This is a genomic window from Clostridium sp. Marseille-QA1073 (assembly GCF_054863625.1).
In genome coordinates, this window is the sequence record NZ_JBSVQM010000014.1 from 28,092 (window position 1) to 48,843 (window position 20,752).

Sequence of the window (20,752 nt, forward strand, 5' to 3'; positions counted from 1 at the left end):
GAGGTGCGAAATGGCAGGTTTTAAAGGGTATCGACGTAGCATTGTGTTGGACTTCAACTATGATAGCGTAAAAACTGGAGTCAGTGGAACCAGTAAACAAATGGCTTTACTTAACTCAGAGTTCCGTAAACAGATGGAACAGGCAGGAAAGACAGGGAATGCATTAGATAAATTAGGCCTAAGGTATGACCATGCAGTTAATAAAATGAATATACAAAAAGAAAAGGTTGATGCGTTAAGAAAGCAACTGGAGCAACTTACTAATGCAGAAACAAAAAATGCTAAAGCCATTACTAATAAAACAATAGAACTTAACAATGCAGAAGCAGCATTAAGTAGAATGGAAGATGAAGTTAAAGACCTTACAGGAGAATTAGAAAGACAGAACACAACATTTGGACAAGCGCAAGCAAAGATGCAAGATTTTGTTGCTAGTGCAGAAGAGGTCGGGATTAACTTAGATGAAGTAGGGAGCAAATTTCAAAAAGTCGGTGCGATAATGATGAGCATTGGGCTTATCGGTGGCAAGCTTGCTAATGATTTTGATAAAAGCATGGCAAAGGCACGTACGATAATGGATGAAAGTCAAATGAGCTTCAAAGACGCAAATAAAGCAGTATTGCAGCTTTCTAGCGATATGAACATGCTAAATACAGATGTAGCAGAAGGATTTTATCAGACATTATCAAGTGGAGTTCAAACCAAGGATGCGTTTGTGGTGTTAACCGAAGCAACAAGACTTGCAAAGGCAGGGTTTACAGACACAGCAACATCTGTAGATTTATTAACAACTATATTAAATTCTTATGGACTTAGTATGAAACAAGCGAAAGTGCTTACAGATCAATTAGTTAAAACACAAGAAGTAGGGAAAATAGAAATAGGAGAACTAGGTGAACAATTTGGTAGAGTTGCTGGATTAGCAGCTACAGCAGAAATTCCTATAGAACAGCTATTGGGAGCCATAGCTACACTAACGCAGTCTGGTATAGATAGTTCACAAGCTATAACAGGGCTAAGAGGAGTATTAAGCGCAGTAATAAGTCCAACAGCAGAGGCAACGGAAGAAGCTAAGAAACTAGGATTAAACTTTAGTTTATCAGCATTAAGAGCTAAAGGTTTTAGTGGCTTTTTGGAGGATGTTGAAAAGAAAACACGCGGAAACTCAGAATCCATAGGTAAATTATTTGGTAATATTAACGCCTTAAATGGTATGTTTGTACTTACTGGTAAAGGCGCAGATATGTACGTCGACGCTACAAATAAAATAGCTAATTCAACAGGCTTTGCTCAAAGTGCTTTAGAAAAATTAGAAACCCCAGGGGAAAAAGTAGAAAAGGCATTTAATAAGCTTGTAAATACATTAACCGAAGTAGGAAAGTTCTTATCACCTTTGCTGTATATATTAGCTGGGTTCATTGAATTATTATCAGCTATACCTGCTCCAATTTTAGCAGTAGTTGCAATAGCAGGCGCATTATCAATAGTAGTAGGAACAATTGCTAAAGCTATTACCAGTGTAAGTAAAGTTACAAATTTAATGAATACTGCGTTTGGCGGGGTTAATATAACACTTGCTAAAACTGCTTTAATTATAATGGGTGTAGCTGCTGCTATTGCAGTGGTACTTGCACTAATTAATTCACTATTAGGGAAAGCTCCAGATGTTGAACGTTCCATGAATAGCATGATGGGAGTCCTAGGCAATAAGCAACAACAGATGCAACAAGGGGTACAAAGACAATCACAAAATGCTTATAGTGGTGTCCAAGGTTCATATGCTACTGGTATAAAACGTGTTCCAAGAGATAGGATGAAGGTAGAAGTACACAAAGATGAAGCAATCATCCCTGCAAGCCAAAACCCTTATATAAATGGTAATGGCAGCTTTGGCGGAGGGGACGTTATAAATATAACCATAGACGCCAAAAACGTGGCAGAATTTAATTCTGTTGTTCGCATGGCTAAGGAATATAAACAAACTGCAAGGAGCTATGGAAGGGGGTAAATAAATGGCACAACATACGGTAAAACTTTATGCAACACAAGATGTGACGGTGGATTGTCGTGTTCACAATGGTTATACTTCTAGTTCAAATGATAATAATTATAGTGGTGCTAGTGAGTTATATATATCAGTTAGAGAGGGCAGCATACCTCGTAACACAATTGTGAAATACGATTTTTCTTCTGTTAAATACAAAAAGATACAAAAAGGTGCTTATTGTTATTTCAATGTTAAAAATTATGGTTCGGAAAGTTTATTATCGGTATACGCTGGTTCAATTACTGTACCATGGGACGAAAGCACTGCAACAGGGAGATGGTTAGTTAATAAGGGACATGATCGCTTTTGGGGCACACCTAGTTTGACAAAGCCCAATTCAAGCGGGTGGTCTAGTTTTGAGTTAAATAACGTAATTAATAGAGCTCAGGAAAGTGACTGGAAGGACGGAACCAATTTACTTGATAATGGTCTATACTTTACTAATCGAGGTGACTCAAATAATACTTCGGTGTTTTATTCTACTGAAGGAGGGTTTAGACCTTATATAGAGATTACGTATGAAGATTCACCGCCATTGCAACCTACTCCTTTAGAACCAGTCAATGTTTTTGTTAAAAATCAAGAGAATGTAACTTTTGCATGGAAATATAACACAGAAGTTTACGATAAAAATCAAGGCATTGAAATAAAGATTAAACACGAGCTTGGTAGCTGGTATACTGCTTATTCAAGTACAACATATAGTCAAGAACAAATATCACTTACGCCAGCACAACACAAATTAAAAACAGGCAAAAATGAATGGCAATTAAGGACGAGAAACGTATATGGTGAGTGGTCACCTTGGTCGGAGGTTGTAACATTCAATGTAATAGGAGCACCAGATACTCCTAAAATAACATCTATTGAACAGGATAAATTGTCTCCAATTATTACTTGGTCGGCTAATGACCAACAAGTTTATCAATTGCAAATTTTAAAGGCTAACGAAGTTGTTTACGATACTGGATATATTGCGTCAACAACTGAGAGAAGCCATAAAGTTAATATGGCTTTAGACGAAGGGGAATACAAAGCAAGAGTACGTATTAAGAATGAGTATGATCTAGCTTCTGAGTGGGGAGAATTAGATTTTACCATTAAATCAATAAAACCACCGAAACCTATTTTAAATATATTTGAAATTCCATACGGATTGCTAATAGAAATTAATACAATGGAAATTGACTACGCTTTAGTTTATAGGCGCAAACTAGGTGAAAATAAGTTTATATGTATTGGTGAATTAGAAAACTTTCAATACAAGGATTATTCCATTAGTAAAAAGTACGAATACTTTGTGAGGGTGTTTAAAGAAGAAGCCTTTGAGGATAGTGATATATCAATTGCACAATGCAACCTAAAATATTCCACTTTAGCACCAGTAACTAATTTAGAAGATTTACTTGTTTTAAAAAGCAATTTAAATAGTGTGCCACAAAGGGATATTAATTTAAGCATACAGAGCAGTGAGCAACACTACACAGGTAGAGAATTACCAGTAGTAGATTACACCACATTTAAAGATAACACATACACATTTACTTTCTATTTAAAAGAGGAAGAAGTAGAAAAATTTATAGATATATACCACTTAAAACAAATTGTACTATATAGAGATAAGTGGCTTAAAGTATACGGGAAGGTAGATGGGGTAAATATAGTTAACACAGATTTAGAAGGTTACACTGTAAAATTTAGTGTAACTGAAACGGATTATATTGAAGAAGTGGAGGTTTAAATGTTAGATTTAACTGTTGATGGATACACAAAAGAGGAGGTAATAAGGCAACTACATTATGCGAATGGAGCTAGAGAAACAAAATATACCATAGAGCTTCTGAATAAGCACGATATTAAAATCGGGGAATTAGAAGCAGAGCCGACAGGTAGTATACGTTTTGACTCTTTAGCAGAAATAAAAAGAATGGCTAATATTACAGTTAAAGAAAGCCAGTTTCGGGACATAGACTGGTTGAATGATAGAATAAGACCAGTTTTTAATTTGCGAATGAAAGATGGCGGTTACGCTAGTTGGAATATGGGAGTATTTCTTATATCATCACCTACACGCAAAGAAAGCGGGGCAAATATATTAAGAGATTTAGAATTATACGATAAGTCCCTTATTCTAAAAGAGGATAAATTTGAGAGTAGATACTTAGTATCTAAAGGCACAAACTATGTTGAGGCAATAATAAACATTATAAATAAAGCAGGAATAAGTAAAGTGGATATTAAGTCTTCAAGCTCAACTGCAACCATAGACAAAGAATATGAGATAGGTACAAACAAATTAGAAGTTATTAATTCTCTACTGAAAGAAATAAATTACACCAGCTTATGGGTAGATGAAGCTGGTGTTTTTCGAGCGGATAAATACTTAATCCCAAGCGAAAGAGAAGCGGATTATAGCTACAAGGACAACCAGTTAAGTGTTATCGAAACTGGTAGTATTGAGGAATTGGACTTATTTTCTGTTCCTAACAAATGGGTTGTAGTTGCAAGTAATCCAGAAAAAGAAGCTATAATTTCCAAATATGAAAATGTATCTGCTACCTCACCAATCTCTATACCAAACAGAGGGAGAGTTATAACAGATTATAGAACTGTTGATGATATTGCAGATCAAGTTACATTGGATGCATATACGAAGCGTGTAGCATATGAAGCTAGTCAAATTTATGGAGAATTTCGCTTTAATACTGCTATAATGCCACACCATAGTTACATGGATTTGCTATTTATAGACCACAAAAACATGGGGATAAATTCAAAGTTTACAGAAATGAATTGGAGAATAAATATTGGAAGTGGTAATATGGAGCATACGTGCAGAAAGGTAGTATATATATGAGTGAAGTAATTAGAATAGAGGAATTAATGGGACACAAAGATAAAACAAATTATTATAAACTAGGAAAAATAGATAGTAATTATACAAGTGGTAGACCTAAAATAATTTTTGATGGTGAAGATGTAGCAAGCTTAAAAGGATATAATTATATATCTAGCTATACACCAAAGGCTGGAGATAGGGTATTACTACAGAAAGTTGCAGGTACTTATATTATATTGGGAAAGATTATGTAAGAATTGGGTTATAGAGAAGAGAAAGACTGTAATAAGTCTTTTTATTTTTGCTTTTTTATTAGATGTTTATTCAATAAAAGGATTAAAAAGAAATATTTTACAACTGCATGTCGAATGTAGTATCCTATATGCAGGAGGTGACATGAAATGTCAATAAAATATAGTGAAGATAATGGAGCAGCAGCAATAAATCGTTCTAGGGAGTTATCCTTAAAAAGTTTTGATTATCCATTTTTTATAGTGGATTTATGTGAAGCTATAAAAAATAAAACTATATTAGTTATTAGGAATACTAGCAATGAAAATGTAGTTAATGGGACAATAGATACAAGGTATCTGGTTAAAGATTTTGAGATTATTCCTAATGAAGAGCTAGGGGATAGTTTTCAATTTAAACTTCAACAAGAAGATAAAAAAGAAATAGAGATTTTTAATTTAAAAAATGTAAAGAAAATTGAGCAAAATATTGGTAGAAAATACTATATAACTTCAGATAATTTAAAAGATGACGTATTGGGATTTATCTTTAAGTAAAAAGCGTTTTATTAAGGTAGAGTAATATACCTCTACCTTAATATTTAAGTGTTGATTAAGAAATTGATAATTAAGGTTTCACAACAAAATAATTCAAAAGGCAATAAGTTAAGACTGAGAAGGTCTTTTTTTATTGCCTATTTTTATTAAAAGAGAGGTGTAACATGGAAAAAGAAAACTTAATAAAAACAATAGTGGCAAGTATAGGAACAGGGCTTACATGGTTCTTTGGAACTTGGGATTTAGCATTACAGATATTAATTACTTTAATGGCTTTGGATTATGCTACTGGTTGGGTAAGGGCATATTTAAATAAAGAACTATCTAGCGATGTTGGGCTAAAAGGAATTGCGAGAAAAGGCGTTATATTTGTAGTATTAATAGTTGCAGTAAGCTTAGATAGATTATTAAATGTTGATAAATGGATATTTAGAACCCTTGTTTGTTATTTTTATATAGCGAATGAGGGTTTGTCTATTTTAGAGAATTGTGGCTCATTAGGATTACCAATTCCGGAGAAAATAAAAGAAGCACTATTACAACTTAAAGAAGGAAATAAAAAAGAAATCAGAAAGGAGGAATGAAATTGAAAATAGGTATAGATTATGGACACACTTTAAAGGGTTATGATACTGGAGCAATAGGCAATGGACTTAAAGAACAGGATATCACAAGGGAAGTGGGGAAAATAGTTACTTCCAAATTAAGAGCTTTAGGGCATACAGTTATAGAATGTGCAATAGATAGTGCTAATAGTGTAAATGAAAGCTTATCATATAGAGTAAATAAGGCTAATTCTAACAATGTAGATTTATTTATATCCATACACGTAAATGCTGGAGGAGGACAAGGAACAGAAATATATACCTATAACAATGACATTTTTACAGAAGCGCAGAAAACTTTAAATAACATAACAGCCTTGGGATTTAATAATAGAGGAATTAAGGACGGTAGTAATTTATATGTAATAAGAAATACAAAGGCTAAAGCAATGTTAATAGAGTTATTCTTTATAGATAGTGCAGATGTAGAGTTATACAAAAAAGTAGGTGCAGAAAGATTAGCTAATGCAATTATAGAAGGAATTGCAGGTAAGTCTACATCTAATAATAGTAATGATAATTGGTACTCTTTAGATGGTAAAACTGGGGTTGTAACCGCCAAAGATGGCTTAAATGTAAGAGAAGGTAAAAGTACAAATTCCAAAATACTAGGTGTTTTACGACATGGAGAAAAAGTAAGATTGTATAGAAAAGAGGATACCTGGATACACATTTACTATTCTAAACATGGTGGTTATGTATATGGTGATTATATAGATATATTTTAGTGGAAGGTAGTTTCTAGGGTAAAACTTAGGAACTACCTTCTTTTTTATTTGTCGAAAAATTCTTTTTACTTTGTATTGACTTACCGTAATATGTACGGTACTATATAGTCAAGAAGTTAATAAACTAGGAAGTGAAAATATGGCTAGAGTATATACAGAAATAAGAATATCTCATAAAACAGAGGAAGAGAAAACAGAGTATGAAAGAAACTTAGATGAAGCACTTAAAGAAAAAGGCTATAGAAGCCGAACGGAATGGCTGAATGAAAAATACAGAGAATTAGTGAAAGAGAGTAAATAATTAAGAAAGAAGGTAACGATATGAAATTTGATGGATATAGAGAAGTACTATTCGGATATGAGTGGAAAGCCGAAGAACTCGTAATCAATGAAAAGAATGCAAGCATTGTAAGATGGCTTTATAAAATGGCGTTAGAATATATGGATAACCCACCAGATTTCTTGATAAAGGAAATCATGGATAACAGCGAGGAAAAACTCTCTTATGATGAAGCAAAGGAACGGGTTACGCTTACTATAGTTGAGAGATACATCACTGCGGAACTGAATCTAAGAATGGAGCAATATGAAAATAATAGGCAGGAAGATATACAAGAATTTCTGAGAAAACCGTTGGATAAGGAACTTCTTACTGCAGTAGAAGGGAAGTATAAATCCAACTCTTTAGTTGAATATAGTGTAGAAAGAATAAGTAGATATGTTGAAAAGGTTAGAACATCATCTAATCAAGAAGAAAAACCAATTATTACAAAAGAGATGTATAAACGTGCAGTTGAGAAAATAGAAAAATGCAAAGAGTAGTTTAAATAATGCTAAAAAGGTAACTTAGGAAACTAGGCTATCTTTTTTATTTTATAAAAGGAAAACTTAAATAGTTGTAGAATAAGTAATATAGAGTATTAACCTTAACATGGGATGTATTTAAATAAAGAAGAGTTTAAACCCAAAAGAGAAAAATTGAACCATAACATATTGATGTAAACAAAAAGATTATTAGTATAATTCCTAATAATCTTTTTTAGTTTAATCTACTATTAAGTACAAAAACAACATAAACAAAATATATAAAAACAAAAATATTGATGTAAAGAATAATATAACTAGTGCGATAGAAACAATCTCTAATAACTCCATAAAATCACCTCGACTTTTTTAAATTATTAACGATAAAAGGAAATAATATACAATCGTAGAATAATATAATAATGTGGAGGGGATTACATGGGGTGAAGAATAGACTACTAGAAATTAGGTTGAGTTTAGGATATAAAAAGCAAAAGGACTTCGCGGATTTCTTAGAAATTTCTAGACCGCAATATAATAAATACGAAAATAATAGAGAACAACCATCTATAGAAATTTTTTATAAGATATCGAGTAAAATTGGAGTACCTATAGATGATTTAATTTATAACGAGCCTTAGGCTCTTTTTTTTATGCCCAAAATATCTTTTTAAATAAGTTTATTAATTAATTAGATAAAATAATTATTTAATAGGAAACTTTTTATAAAACCTTGCATAGGATATAGTAAAGAACTACCAAAAGGAGTTGTAATAAATGCCAACGATTACGGTAAGTTTTAAACAAACAACTAAAGATATTAAATTATTTACTACCGTAAACAGCTTAGAGGAAAAGAGCGTTTTTATAAAAGATGCTATAGAGTTTTATATTAAGCATTTAGAAAAGGAGAGGGAAAATGTTTTGGTTAGATAAAGTAGTTTTAGATTGCTTTAATAATTTATTTAGCAACACTAATGTTTTTGGTTATGAAGTAGGCAAATTTGCCTTTATATCTATATTGGGAATGGTAGCAGCAGAACTTTATAATATTAAAAATAAGCATAAAAGGGGCGTTAGATAATGTTTGTAGAATTCGGAATAGCTGGATCAATAACTTATTTTGCACACAAGTATAGAACTAGGGATATAGAAAGTATAAAAAATAAATGGTACAGAATAATGGAAGGTGCAAACTTATATAGCAAGAATAATGAAACTTATAAAATAGAAAAAGTCGATAAGTATAACTTTGGATATAGATTAAAAATAAGGCTAAATGACGGATTAACGTTTAAAAAGCTAGAAGGAATTCAAGACACACTAATGGATAATTACGGCTGTATAGTGGAGATTAAGAAGCTTAAAAACACTAATTTAGCTAGTGTTGATATAGTTACCAATCCTTTAAATAACCTAGATTTTGCACCTATTAAGACAAAGCCATACGAAGTATTTCTGGGATATGATTTCAAAGGATATCCAGTATTATTAAATCTTACTAGGTTTCCGCATTTGCTTATAGCTGGAGTTACTGGCAGCGGTAAATCAAGGGTTGTTTTTTCAGTTCTAACTAACCTTATACACAATTTTGATGAAAGAGCAATTAATATTTACTTAGCCCAAGTAAAAAAGGCTGACTTAAGGCATTTCAAGCATTGCGAACAGGTAAAAATGTATGCCAGGACACTTGAAGATACTTTGCTAATGTTTTCTAAGATAAATACCATAATAGATAGACGAATTAAGCTTTTGGAAGAAGCGGACGTTGAAAATATAGGCGATTATAATAGGAAATCTAAGAATAAGTTTATGAAATATATTTATGTATCAGCCGATGAGTTTAGCTATTATATGCCTGACTCAAGTGATGCTGAAGATATAAAAACAGTAAAAGAAAAGGCACTAAAAGAACTTAAAGACATAATATTGGCAGGAAGAAGCGTTGGGGTGTTTGTTATTTGTTCTCTTCAAAGGACCACTGTAGATAATATGCCAAGCACAATCAAAAGCCAAATGACACGACTAAGCTTTAGACAAATAAGTTCATTAAATTCAAACAATATATTGGAAAGTGATGCAGCTGTTGGGTTAGATATTCAAGAAGCCGTATTGCTTACAAATGAATATATCTTCCTAAGAACTGCAACTATCGACGATAATATAATGCGTAAATATCTCCCTCAGCTGGCTGTAAAAGAAGTTAAAGTTGAGCCTAAACAAAACCTTTGGTCGCAACAAATAGTTAACGTAGATCATGTGATAACTGGAGAGAAAAAAGAAGATAAGATTATTCCAATAAACCCAAATATGAATAAACAGTTTATAAAAAAGAAGAAAAGAAGTAGAGGAGTAATAGTAGCGGATGGTGTTAGAAATGCTTAGAGAACGTGATAGAGAGATTTTAAATTATATAAATGAATACAAAGGCATTACCATAAAGCAAGCTTCACGATTGTTTTATAAAGATGTTAAATGCAAATATGATAGAGCTAGAAAGCGATTAAAACAATTAGAGGAACAGAATATTTTGCAAAGCTACATTAGTAAATTCAACAATGAAAAGGTCTATTATTTAGATAAAAAACTCTCAGCTCATGATCTATATGTATTAGAGTTATATAGTTTATTGATAGAAAACAATTGTGAAATATTAGAATTCAAAACTCAACCTTTATACCTTAAGAAACAGATACGTCCTGATGCTTTTATAAAGTTTAGGCATGATAATTTAATTTACCTAATATTCGTCGAAGTCGATTTGACACATTTCACAAGTTTAAACAAATATCAAACTTATGAAATGTTATATCGAACTGAAGAGTTACAAAGTAAATACGGAACTTTTCCAATTATAGTTGTAGTAGGAGATAATCCTATAGAATACGAAAGTTGTAATTTTGATATTGTTTACTTGAAATTTAAGGACATAAACATTCATAAAATTCTCTATGAGTAATTGCATATAACTAATATAAATTGCTGACGCTCTTTATATTAGTTATTGCACTTAAAGAATGGCTTAATATAAGCCTTTACAAGGCTTAAAGTTGACTAGGTAGAAAACATGACAGTCAACTCAATAGGCATGTACATAGTCAAGTTAATAGTCATGTCCATAGTCAACTTATACATATTTTTTATAAATATTTAAAACAAAAGCAAGTAGTTAACCTTTAAGCAAATCTTTAATAAGATTTTATAAACCTTTAAGCAAAGTTTAATAAAAACAAAGGAGAGATAACATGGAAAAGTTAGTGTTAATATTAGTAGCTTTTATATTATTTATTGGAGTCCTAAAAGTATTAGGTTATTATTTGTTATTAAAGGTGTCTACACCTAAGCAATCCCAAAATAATAATAAAGCTATAAAACCAAACAAAAGGAAATTAACTATACAGGACGACGAAATAGTTGCGTCACGCAACAATGTGAACAACGAATATTATATTCTAGCTAAAAAACTATTTAAGGAGCTATTAGAAAATAAGAAAATAAATAGACAACAGATAATACATTTAAAGTGTATATTAAGTGATCTAGTACCAAGAACAGAAGATAATTACAAAAACGATATGCATGAAATCTATTCAAAGCTAAAATCCCCATTTTTGACAAATGAGGATTACAAAAGAATAGTAAAATATCTGAATATTATTATTGATTTAAATTATTAGAGCTATAGATAATTCTATAGCGTTCTTTTATTGATCTTTATCTCTATTGTAAAAATATAAGAAAACATCCAAAATATCCACATTTAATTCTAAAGATAGTTTTTCAATTAAATTTATGGTTATTTTCTTGTAATGGGTTGATACTTTTTCTAAATATTCGATATGCTCTTGTGATAATTTTGAACTATGTAAATCCTTTTTTAGCATGAACTTCACCATCCTTATAAAATGTACTATGTATTATAAATCAATTTTCTTTTTAGTGGAGTCTAAACTTAAAATATATTTAATAATTGCATATGGACTTATATTTAATTTTTTACTCATTTCTATAATTTCATCAATTTTTAAATTAAGTAATTCATTTGCTGCTATTTTATTTAAATAAGCTTTTATCGTACATAGTTTTTCATTCGGAATATATTCGTTATTACAAAAATAGAAAAAAATATCTACAATGTCTGCTTCTAATTTTTCAGCTATTTGCTCAATTAAATCAACTGTTACCTTCATATTGTATTTCTCTTTATTTTCAAGTCTGCTTACATATGATTGTGTTTTACCCAATAACTCTCCTAAACTTTTTTGCGACATTCCTTTGGCTTTTCTAACAGTTTTCAACATTGCATCACCTTCTAAAGTATTCCAAAAATAATTTTTACATAAAATACGACAAAATAATACAAGAAAAATATACCAATGTTGAAACGTGGCGGAATATTCCTGTCATGAATGCATTTAGGTGATATAATTTAGTCAAAGAGAATTTGTATACAATTTCACAAAAATATGACATCATTATGGAGGGGAATTTATGGGTAGGTTTAAACACAAAAATAAAAGATACATTATAAAAACGTTTAATTATGATTTAGAATATTATGTTGCAAGGTACAGGGGATATACAATAATTTACTTTAATAAGGATTTAGATAATAAACAAAAATCTAAGTTACTTCATAAGATAATAAAAAAATCCTAGGATAATTCCTAGGATATCCGTCAAAAAAACGGCAAAATAAATTATAAACTTTTATTAGATTTTACATAGTTAAAAATCTAAGCTATAAGGTTGAAAGTGGCTTTAACACAGGTTTTGCTTGAATAAATTAAATCCTTGTTGTAATATTAGGAATATAAGATATATATTATGGAGATTTGGAGGGAGTATATTGAGTTTATCTGCACTTAATAACTGGAATTATAAGTTATTTAATGCGCTACAAAATCAGTCTTTACAACAAAATATTTCTATGAGAGAAAATAATAATTATAGCAATTTTGATGACATAATGTTAAGAACTGAATCATCTAGTACTGACCAGGCACTTATGAAGAAATATGGTTTGTCTGTGGCTATTCAGAATGTGCCTAAAAATGAAGAGGAAATGGAAAGACTGATTCGAAATGGAAGCTTAAGTGATATAACAATAGCGGCTAATATTATTAAAAAAATGAAAACTGATTCAAAAGTGAAGACAAATGTGGAAAAAAGTATTGAATTATATCTAAATCGAGAAATACCAAGTTTAAAGTCACTTGAATCTCTAGGAGTTACGGTTGTAGCATCTGGAGTTATTATTCATGAGGATGGAACAACAACAGTTTGGAGTGCATCCGAAACTTCACAGGAGGAAAAGGAAAAAGGGAAAAAAATTCAGGAGGAGAAACAAAAGGAGAGAGAAGCAGAAAGGTTAAGACTTGAGGAAGTTCATAAAGGAAAATATTCAACAAATATTTTGTTACAAAGTATGGTATCTATAGATACACCTATAAACTTCTCTTTAGATGATTCTTTTGTTAATTCTTTGGCTGCATTAGAATTGAAAGTAAGAAAATCTATTTTAGAATAATTTATAAGAAAATAATTTTAAATATAATATCAAACCTCTTTACATAAAGTTATGATAAAATAACTCTGTAGGGAGGTTTTTATAAAATAAGCCTTAAATAATAATTGTTTTATTATCTACATTAATTAATTTTAAGGAGAGATTATATGAATTTTAAAGAGATTATTGATAATTATGCCTATGATGAAATAGATAATATATTTGATATATCTGTTGACGATATTAGTTCTCTTTGTAATGAAAGTTCATTTTATAAAAACAATGTATTTTATTTATTGCAACATAAGTTTTTTCAATTTGAAAAAATGAATAAGAAAAAAGAACTTGCATATGTTAGTCATCTAATATCATTTCATCTTTTTATAATTTTAACTCCAGTATTAGCAGATGAGCTTGCATTTTCTTATGCAAAGAAATCATTAGAGTTTGATTCTGAAAATGTTAATTATAAAGAATGGATATTATTTTTTAATGATAAATTAGAAGAGAAATTATTATATAAATATGCTGAGGATGTACTTGAAGTTGATAAAGGTAGCGTACTAGCTAAAAGAGTGTTAGGGATTTTAGTTGACTAAAAGTGGTGCTTAAATAATATAGAATCGTAAATTTTACTTTTAAAAATAACTAAAATTAGAAAAGAAAAAATAAAAATTCATTACTATAAATAAAAAGTATGACAACAATTTAAGAATGCATATTCTTTTAATAGGGGTGATAGGGTGGAAGCTTACAGAGCTAAGGACAGAGATCGTAGATATCTTAAATATGAAAAAAGTTTTTTACATTCTACAGCAATTATAGTAGTTGAAGAGGACAAGATTAAAGCAGTTTTAGAGTATGAAATAAAAAGTTTAAAATATGCAGAATTAGTAAATTTTCAAATTATAGAAAACTGTGATGAAAGCTTAGCCTTTAAAAAGCTAATAGAGGAGATTATCTACTGGAGTCCTTATTTAAGCAAGATTATATATAATGATGAGAAATGTAAAATAAGAGAAGAAATTTTAAAAGATTGTGGTTTTATTAAGAATAAAAACTGGGAAAAAATTATAGATAATGGTATAGAAGTTTTTAAAGTTAATATAAAAGATATAAAGCCAGAGCAGTTAACAGTTGATAAGGTAAAGTTAGAACGGGTAAATTCATGGATAAGCTGTCCAGAGGATGTTGTGGTCACTTGCGTTAACATAGATAATAAAGTAGTTTCAATAGATGGACATTCAAGATTGGTTTCAGCATTTTTAAAAGGATTTTCTTATGTATATGGATATTACGAAATAGATAATGTAGACTTAAAATTTTTTAAAACCTGTATTAATTGGTGTGAAGAAAAGGGGATTTTTTCTGTTGAAGATTTAACTAAAAGAGTAGTGACTCCTAAAGAACATGAAGAAATTTGGATTAGACGTTGTCGTGAATACTTTAAAGATAAGGAAAAGTAAAGTTATATTTAGAGGAATTTTTATTATAGAAATTCGCAATAAATTAGTTGTACATAAATAATAAATGGAGGGAGATATTAAATTATCCCTTCATTTATTACACTATAACTTAATTAAATAATATGTTTAATTAAGTTGATTAGCAGCAATCCCAAGTATACATTACTTTTGAGAAATCTAGATTTTTTAAATCTTCTTCTCTTATAAAGAAATTAGCAATACCACTGTCTCCAAACATTAATTCTGAGTTTCCATCGCTTTCCATATCTAATTGAAGTAATAAAGTATCAAAATCTTCATATTCTTTATAATTTGCTCTTGGATCCCATTGAGTAAAATTTGGATATCCACCTATTCTAGAATAGGATTCATCAAGTTCTTCGTAATATCTTTCTAATAAAGACTCATATTTATCGTCTTCTATGTTATCAAAATCACAGTTTTTATATACTTCCTCGAATTTATAGTCATTGGCAGTTATAAACATTTTTTCTAAGCTAAAACTCATTTTCATTTCTCCTGTTAAAGGAAGATATTCATCTTCTTTCAATTCTTCTAAGAAGGAAAAATCTTTAACTAATCTTGTTTCATCCTTAATAACATCAGCTATGTATATAATTTTAAAATTATCTTGTTCAAGAAGTCCAGGATATTCCATATTATCAAAATTCGCACCATAAAAATCATCGGAAAATATAAAGAATTGTAATATCCCTTTCTTTGGATAAGGTTCTATATGAGGAACTTCCTCAAAATTAATTTGAGATAATAACCTTAAATACTCTCCTTTATAATTTTTAGGATATTCTGATCCTATTTCTAAATAAGGATGTCCACCTATCTTACTTTCCCAGGGTTTAGTTGATTGCTCTTTTACATCTATAGTTATAGTTGATTTTAATGTACTTTGTATAACATCTTTAAATTCATTAAATTCTTTTGATAACTGTATATTTTTCATATAAAATTCCCACCTTATTTTATTATTTATAAGATATACTATAATTTAAAATAATATCATATTTTTGAAATAATAAAAGTAATTCTATCATGTTTAAAACTAGTTCTCCTAGAACTCAGTAATTTAATTAAAATAGCTTTTTAAATTCCTATTTTTTACCTATGCTACATATAAATTATAAAAAATTTTCCCAATCTCTTTATAAAAAATAATATTGCTAACCTACTGAAAACTCAAGGTTTATTATAGATTTTTATCAATTTTTCTAAAAACACAAAGTGGTTGGTAAAATTTCAAGAAAATCCTTTAACTTCAATGGTTTTAATGATATCATAAAAATAAAGAATGGCTTGAGTTCAGTGGTTGAACCTTAACATAGGATGTATTTAAATTCTTTTATAGGTAAGAAACCTAATCTCATAGTTGCCGTTGAACCTTAACATAGGATGTATTTAAATTGATTAGTCCAACCTCTGAAGCTCTCAACGCACAAGTTGAACCTTAACATAGGATGTATTTAAATCTTTATTAGTGAGGGAAATTTTATAAGGAGGAAGTAGTTGAACCTTAACATAGGATGTATTTAAATGTAAAGAAATACTAAGGCTTCAACTTATAGAGGGGGGTTGAACCTTAACATAGGATGTATTTAAATGACATATCAATTCCGAACCTCTTGCCTAACTCCTTGTTGAACCTTAACATAGGATGTATTTAAATGTATAATCTTCACCTATACCACGCAAATACACTTCTGTTGAACCTTAACATAGGATGTATTTAAATCTGGAATAACTTTGATACACTCTGAAATTTCTTTAGTTGAACCTTAACATAGGATGTATTTAAATTTAAAATAACTCTCTTTCCAGCTGACAATACTGCAGTTGAACCTTAACATAGGATGTATTTAAATTTGAGAAGGAGGTGCAAAAAGAAATAGAGATTGAGGTTGAACCTTAACATAGGATGTATTTAAATCTGGATAATATTATGAAATGGTTCGCAACATGGGGTTGAACCTTAACATAGGATGTATTTAAATGTTCCATCAAATTCATATACGTTTTGCTCTTGAAAGTTGAACCTTAATATAGGATGTGCTTAATAGTTACTTTAATGGATAATTGTAATTTAAAGTGAAATAAAGATTATTTATGACGTAAAAATGAGGTGTAAAAAATGAAAGTATCACTTTTAACGAGCGGATTTACTGATGAATTTACGGATGATTTTATTAATTGCGTAAAAGAATATTACCATAATAATAGTTCATTTGTACTTGTTGCATCTGATTTTACAGAACATTCAAAAACAGATAGATATTTGGATGTGTTTTTGAGCATGTTTGGAAATAGCGGAATTGTATTTAATAAAGTGCATATAATTGATGATAGAATTACAAGAGAAAAAGCATTGCAATATATAGGGAAAGCAGATATCGTATGGATTGCAGGAGGAGATACACTTAAGCAGATTGCATACTTGAAAGAGTATAATCTAATTCCAGCTTTGCAGAACAGGGAAGGAATTACTATTGGCATGAGTGCAGGTTCAATAAATATGGCTAAAAGAGTTGTACTGGCAAAAGATATAGATGATAATGTTCCAAAGTTATCTATTTATGATGGGATTGGACTTGTAGACATCAATATTGAGCCACATTTAGATTCAGCAAGTGAAGATCATATGAAAGATATTTATGAAGCATCACAGTATAGTGCCATTTATGGAATTTGTGATAACACATTTATCAAGATAACCAATGATACGATGGATATTTACGGTACTTACTTCAAATATGAAAACATTAGTGAATGAGTATAAATTTAGTAAACAATATTTTTATTTAACGTAACAAGTGAAAAAATGAACAGTTTATAAAAATACTATATTATTCAAACGTGAATATATAGTATTTTTTGTTTGTAATTCAGATAAAGTACGACTCAATTATTCAAAGTTAAAATGTAAATGGTATTTTTGATAAATCAACTTGCAAATGATAATGGAATAACCATTCTAGAAATGGAAACAGACAAAGATTGAGAATATATTAAAAATCAACAGAAAAAATAAAGGAGGAATTTCTCTAGTGGCAAACTACGTTTTGATACTTACATTGAAAACGGAAAAGTGGTAAAAATCATTAGAAAATAAAGAAGAAAACTGCGTTAGACGTGAAAGACATTATGATGAATTTAAGAGAAGCTTTTATATAGATAATGCTGATGAAAATAAAATAGATGATTCATTTAATAATGGGATTTTAAAGATTACTATTGCTAAAACAAACCAAGATAGCAACAAAAGAAAAAAGATTGAGATACATTAAAAATGTAGATTTTAAAAATAACTATTGCTCATTACCTTACGTCATGTGTTAATATAATAATAATTCCTACACATGATATATTATTGCAGAGGTGATTAATATGAAAGATACCTCAAAAAAACTATTTACTACAGGAGAATTTGCTAAAAAAGCTGGAGTAACCATAAGGACTTTAAGATATTATGACAAAATAGGGTTATTAGTTCCCAGTAGCCATAATGAATTAGGTCATAGATTGTATAGCAAAGAGGATTTTGGTAAACTACAAAAGATATTAACTCTTAAATTTATAGGGCTTTCTCTAGAGGATATAGCTAACATAATGAAGTATGATTTGAATCATAAAGATTTTAAAAAGTCTTTAGAAATTCAAAAGGAAATAATGAAGAAAAAAATAAAGCATATACAATCTATTATAAAAGCTATAGACGAAGCGGCGGATACCATAGATTTTAATAAAGAAATGGATTGGGATAAGTTTATAAATATAATAAGTGCCATAAATTCTAATAAAAATTGGACTCAGCAATATGAAAATGCATCAAACTTAAGGGCAAGAATAGCTATTCATGAGCTTTTTAGTACAAATAAAGAAGGTTGGATGCCATGGTTTTTCAAAGAACTAAAGCAGGAATTGAGTATGATGAGTTCAAACTATAAAAATTATAATAAAAAAATAAGTAATGAGAATATATCAGAATTAAGTAACTTAGACTTAAAGCAGCCTAATATAAAAATATTAGAGCTAGGCTGTGGTGATGCTAGTCTTTGGAATAAAAATTTTAATCATATCCCCTCAAATTGGGAAATAACATTAACAGATTTTTCAGATGGTATGCTAAAAGACGCTAAAAAAAATTTAGGAGAAAAAAGAAGTAGATTTAATTTTAAAATTGTAAATGCAGAAAATATTCTTTTTGAAGAGGAAAGTTTCAATGTAGTTATAGCAAATCATATGCTTTATCATGTGCCTAATATAAATAAAGCTTTAAAAGAAATAAATAAAGTATTAAAAAGTGAGGGTATTTTATTTGCCTCCACTGTTGGTAAAAATCACATGAAAGAAATAAGAGAAATAATTTCTACATTTGATATATATAGTTTAACCAGTGAAAGCTGGGAGATTACAGATAGTTTTCAATTAGAAAATGGATTAAAAATTGTATCAGAATATTTTAATATGGTAGAACTGAAAAGATATAAAGATAATTTAAAGGTGACAGATCCTATATATATTAGACTATATATTTTCTATGCCGGGAAATAATGAAGTGAATTTATCTTCAAAGGATTTAAAAAAGATTTATGATTATTTAGAAGATAATATAAATGAGAAAGAAAATATTTATATAACTAAGGATACAGGATATTTTAAAGGTAATAAATAAATAAAATTATTTTAAAATAAAAAATCAATTGTTAAATGAAGGGAAGGATTATAATGAAAAAGATACCATTTTCACCACCAGATATTACAGAAAGAGAAATAGAAGCAGTAGTAGAGGTGTTAAAATCTGGTTGGATAACTTCAGGTCCTAAAACACAACAATTTGAAAATAATTTAGCAGAGTATTGTCATACAAATAAAGCTGTAGCAGTATCTAGTGCCTCAGCAGGATTAGAGCTTGTATTAAAAGAGTTTGATATAAAAGAAGGAGATGAAGTAATAACTACTCCTTATACGTATACAGCTACAGCAAGTGTATGTGTGCATAGAGGTATAAAACCAAAATTTGTAGATGTAGCAAAAGATAGTTTTTTAATAGATATAGAAAAATTAAAAGATGCAATAACACCAAAAACTAAAGCTATATATACAGTAGATTTTGCAGGAGTGCCTGTAGATTATGATGCAATTAAGGAAGTTTTAAAGGCTAAAGGTCGTGAAGATATAATCTTAGTATCAGATTCAGCCCATTCTTTAGGTGCTATTTATAAGGGTAAAAAAATTGGAGGTCAAATGGATTTCCATGTATTCTCATTTCATGCAGTAAAAAACCTTACAACAGCAGAAGGTGGAGCAATAACTTTTGGAGATAATAATTTTAAAGGAAAAGAAGATTTACACAAAGATTTTAAATTACAATCTTTACATGGTCAATCAAAGGATGCTCTATCAAAGACGAAAGCCGGAGCTTGGGAATATGATATATTAACAGATGGACATAAATGCAATATGACAGATATAGGATCAGCTATAGGTTTAGTTCAGCTTACAAGATATGAAGAAATGTTAAGAAAAAGAGAAGCTATATTTGATACTTATACAAAAGTGTTAGCTGAAAAAGAGTGGGCTATAATACCATTTAAAAAAGATGAAACTAAAGAAACTTCATATCATTTATATCCATTAAGAATAAAAGGATTTGGAGAAGCTGAAAGAAATGAAGTAATAAAAATACTAGCTGAAAAAGATATAGCAACAAATGTACACTTTAAACCATTACCAATGTTTACATTATATAAAAATTTAGGATACAATATAGAAGATTATCCTAATGCATATAACCAATATAAAAACGAAATTTCTTTACCAGTATATTCTACATTAGCTTTAGAAGATGCAGAATATGTAGCTAAAGAACTTGTAGCAGCAGTAGAAAAAGTTATGAAATAAGCAAAGTTGAAATAGAAAAATTTTGACTATTAAATAAAAATAAAAAAGAAAGA

General features: G+C 29.5%; 24 protein-coding genes, 2 pseudogenes and 1 CRISPR repeat array. Of the genes and pseudogenes, 23 read left to right on the forward strand and 3 right to left on the reverse strand.

Going from position 1 to position 20,752, the window contains the following annotated elements; translation table 11 throughout:
• The first annotated feature begins 10 nt into the window (after positions 1 to 10).
• The 15 genes from ACY1IQ_RS13190 (at position 11) to ACY1IQ_RS13260 (ending at position 11,488) form a co-directional block, all read left to right on the forward strand.
• Positions 11 to 2,008 carry a phage tail tape measure protein gene (locus ACY1IQ_RS13190; RefSeq protein WP_461614376.1) on the forward strand — a complete coding sequence of 666 codons (1,998 nt, stop codon included), beginning with the start codon at positions 11 to 13 and terminating at the stop codon, positions 2,006 to 2,008.
• Between the two features lie 4 nt (positions 2,009 to 2,012).
• Positions 2,013 to 3,788, forward strand: coding sequence for a hypothetical protein (locus tag ACY1IQ_RS13195; protein WP_461614377.1), 1,776 nt, complete (start codon positions 2,013 to 2,015; stop codon positions 3,786 to 3,788).
• Entirely contained in the window at positions 3,789 to 4,904 is a 1,116-nt protein-coding gene (locus ACY1IQ_RS13200) for a hypothetical protein (protein WP_461614378.1), read from the forward strand.
• A complete protein-coding gene (locus ACY1IQ_RS13205) occupies positions 4,901 to 5,140 on the forward strand; it encodes a hypothetical protein (protein ID WP_461614379.1) in 240 nt (79 codons plus the stop codon). The genes ACY1IQ_RS13200 and ACY1IQ_RS13205 overlap by 4 nt, the downstream gene beginning before the upstream one ends.
• A gap of 147 nt (positions 5,141 to 5,287) precedes the next feature.
• A complete protein-coding gene (locus ACY1IQ_RS13210) occupies positions 5,288 to 5,674 on the forward strand; it encodes a hypothetical protein (protein WP_461614380.1) in 387 nt (128 codons plus the stop codon).
• Positions 5,675 to 5,838: 164 nt separating this feature from the next.
• Entirely contained in the window at positions 5,839 to 6,258 is a 420-nt protein-coding gene (locus ACY1IQ_RS13215) for a phage holin family protein (protein ID WP_461614381.1), read from the forward strand.
• 2 nt (positions 6,259 to 6,260) lie between these two features.
• Positions 6,261 to 7,007 carry an N-acetylmuramoyl-L-alanine amidase gene (locus ACY1IQ_RS13220; RefSeq protein ID WP_461614382.1) on the forward strand — a complete coding sequence of 249 codons (747 nt, stop codon included), beginning with the start codon at positions 6,261 to 6,263 and terminating at the stop codon, positions 7,005 to 7,007.
• Positions 7,008 to 7,146: 139 nt separating this feature from the next.
• Positions 7,147 to 7,308: a hypothetical protein gene (locus tag ACY1IQ_RS13225; protein WP_461614383.1), complete on the forward strand. Its 162-nt coding sequence runs from the start codon at positions 7,147 to 7,149 to the stop codon at positions 7,306 to 7,308.
• A gap of 20 nt (positions 7,309 to 7,328) precedes the next feature.
• Positions 7,329 to 7,829 (forward strand): hypothetical protein, encoded by a 501-nt coding sequence (locus tag ACY1IQ_RS13230; RefSeq protein WP_461614384.1) that lies wholly within the window; start codon positions 7,329 to 7,331, stop codon positions 7,827 to 7,829.
• A gap of 425 nt (positions 7,830 to 8,254) precedes the next feature.
• Entirely contained in the window at positions 8,255 to 8,452 is a 198-nt protein-coding gene (locus tag ACY1IQ_RS13235; protein ID WP_461614385.1) for a helix-turn-helix transcriptional regulator, read from the forward strand.
• Between the two features lie 136 nt (positions 8,453 to 8,588).
• Positions 8,589 to 8,747: a hypothetical protein gene (locus ACY1IQ_RS13240; RefSeq protein ID WP_461614386.1), complete on the forward strand. Its 159-nt coding sequence runs from the start codon at positions 8,589 to 8,591 to the stop codon at positions 8,745 to 8,747.
• The gene (locus ACY1IQ_RS13245) at positions 8,731 to 8,895 is read left to right on the forward strand and encodes a hypothetical protein (protein WP_461614387.1); all 165 of its coding nucleotides are present in this window, start codon (positions 8,731 to 8,733) and stop codon (positions 8,893 to 8,895) included. Before ACY1IQ_RS13240 ends, ACY1IQ_RS13245 begins: the two co-directional genes overlap by 17 nt.
• Complete coding sequence (locus tag ACY1IQ_RS13250; protein ID WP_461614388.1) at positions 8,895 to 10,196, forward strand: FtsK/SpoIIIE domain-containing protein; 1,302 nt, start codon at positions 8,895 to 8,897, stop codon at positions 10,194 to 10,196. Before ACY1IQ_RS13245 ends, ACY1IQ_RS13250 begins: the two co-directional genes overlap by 1 nt.
• Positions 10,189 to 10,770: a hypothetical protein gene (locus ACY1IQ_RS13255; RefSeq protein ID WP_461614389.1), complete on the forward strand. Its 582-nt coding sequence runs from the start codon at positions 10,189 to 10,191 to the stop codon at positions 10,768 to 10,770. Before ACY1IQ_RS13250 ends, ACY1IQ_RS13255 begins: the two co-directional genes overlap by 8 nt.
• Before the next feature lie 286 nt (positions 10,771 to 11,056).
• Positions 11,057 to 11,488 carry a hypothetical protein gene (locus tag ACY1IQ_RS13260; protein WP_461614390.1) on the forward strand — a complete coding sequence of 144 codons (432 nt, stop codon included), beginning with the start codon at positions 11,057 to 11,059 and terminating at the stop codon, positions 11,486 to 11,488.
• 27 nt (positions 11,489 to 11,515) lie between these two features.
• On the opposite strand, the gene ACY1IQ_RS13265 is transcribed toward ACY1IQ_RS13260, so the two are convergent.
• Both ACY1IQ_RS13265 and ACY1IQ_RS13270 read right to left on the reverse strand, forming a co-directional pair.
• Positions 11,516 to 11,695: a hypothetical protein gene (locus ACY1IQ_RS13265; protein WP_461614391.1), complete on the reverse strand. Its 180-nt coding sequence runs from the start codon at positions 11,693 to 11,695 to the stop codon at positions 11,516 to 11,518.
• A 33-nt stretch (positions 11,696 to 11,728) separates the two neighbouring features.
• Positions 11,729 to 12,112 carry a helix-turn-helix domain-containing protein gene (locus ACY1IQ_RS13270; RefSeq protein ID WP_461614392.1) on the reverse strand — a complete coding sequence of 128 codons (384 nt, stop codon included), beginning with the start codon at positions 12,110 to 12,112 and terminating at the stop codon, positions 11,729 to 11,731.
• 190 nt (positions 12,113 to 12,302) lie between these two features.
• Here ACY1IQ_RS13270 and ACY1IQ_RS13275 point away from each other — a divergent pair, with 190 nt between their 5' ends.
• The 4 genes from ACY1IQ_RS13275 (at position 12,303) to ACY1IQ_RS13290 (ending at position 14,786) form a co-directional block, all read left to right on the forward strand.
• Entirely contained in the window at positions 12,303 to 12,470 is a 168-nt protein-coding gene (locus tag ACY1IQ_RS13275; protein WP_461614393.1) for a hypothetical protein, read from the forward strand.
• A gap of 190 nt (positions 12,471 to 12,660) precedes the next feature.
• Positions 12,661 to 13,341: a DUF6033 family protein gene (locus tag ACY1IQ_RS13280; RefSeq protein WP_461614394.1), complete on the forward strand. Its 681-nt coding sequence runs from the start codon at positions 12,661 to 12,663 to the stop codon at positions 13,339 to 13,341.
• A 146-nt stretch (positions 13,342 to 13,487) separates the two neighbouring features.
• A complete protein-coding gene (locus ACY1IQ_RS13285; protein WP_461614395.1) occupies positions 13,488 to 13,919 on the forward strand; it encodes a hypothetical protein in 432 nt (143 codons plus the stop codon).
• 144 nt (positions 13,920 to 14,063) lie between these two features.
• A complete protein-coding gene (locus ACY1IQ_RS13290) occupies positions 14,064 to 14,786 on the forward strand; it encodes a hypothetical protein (protein ID WP_461614396.1) in 723 nt (240 codons plus the stop codon).
• Between the two features lie 139 nt (positions 14,787 to 14,925).
• Here ACY1IQ_RS13290 and ACY1IQ_RS13295 read toward each other — a convergent pair whose 3' ends face one another.
• On the reverse strand, positions 14,926 to 15,747 hold the full coding sequence (locus ACY1IQ_RS13295) for a YwqG family protein (protein WP_461614397.1): 822 nt from the start codon (positions 15,745 to 15,747) through the stop codon (positions 14,926 to 14,928).
• Positions 15,748 to 16,109: 362 nt separating this feature from the next.
• A CRISPR array of direct repeats spans positions 16,110 to 16,857; the repeat unit is 30 nt; unit sequence GTTGAACCTTAACATAGGATGTATTTAAAT.
• Positions 16,858 to 16,929: 72 nt separating this feature from the next.
• Here ACY1IQ_RS13295 and ACY1IQ_RS13300 point away from each other — a divergent pair.
• The 4 genes and pseudogenes from ACY1IQ_RS13300 (at position 16,930) to ACY1IQ_RS13315 (ending at position 20,699) form a co-directional block, all read left to right on the forward strand.
• Positions 16,930 to 17,568 (forward strand): Type 1 glutamine amidotransferase-like domain-containing protein, encoded by a 639-nt coding sequence (locus tag ACY1IQ_RS13300; protein ID WP_461614398.1) that lies wholly within the window; start codon positions 16,930 to 16,932, stop codon positions 17,566 to 17,568.
• A 343-nt stretch (positions 17,569 to 17,911) separates the two neighbouring features.
• Positions 17,912 to 18,082: pseudogene (locus ACY1IQ_RS13305) on the forward strand (Hsp20 family protein); the annotation flags it as partial.
• A 100-nt stretch (positions 18,083 to 18,182) separates the two neighbouring features.
• Positions 18,183 to 19,470, forward strand: a pseudogene (locus tag ACY1IQ_RS13310) (MerR family transcriptional regulator).
• A 53-nt stretch (positions 19,471 to 19,523) separates the two neighbouring features.
• Positions 19,524 to 20,699 (forward strand): DegT/DnrJ/EryC1/StrS family aminotransferase, encoded by a 1,176-nt coding sequence (locus ACY1IQ_RS13315; RefSeq protein ID WP_461614399.1) that lies wholly within the window; start codon positions 19,524 to 19,526, stop codon positions 20,697 to 20,699.
• The last annotated feature ends 53 nt before the right edge of the window (positions 20,700 to 20,752 follow it).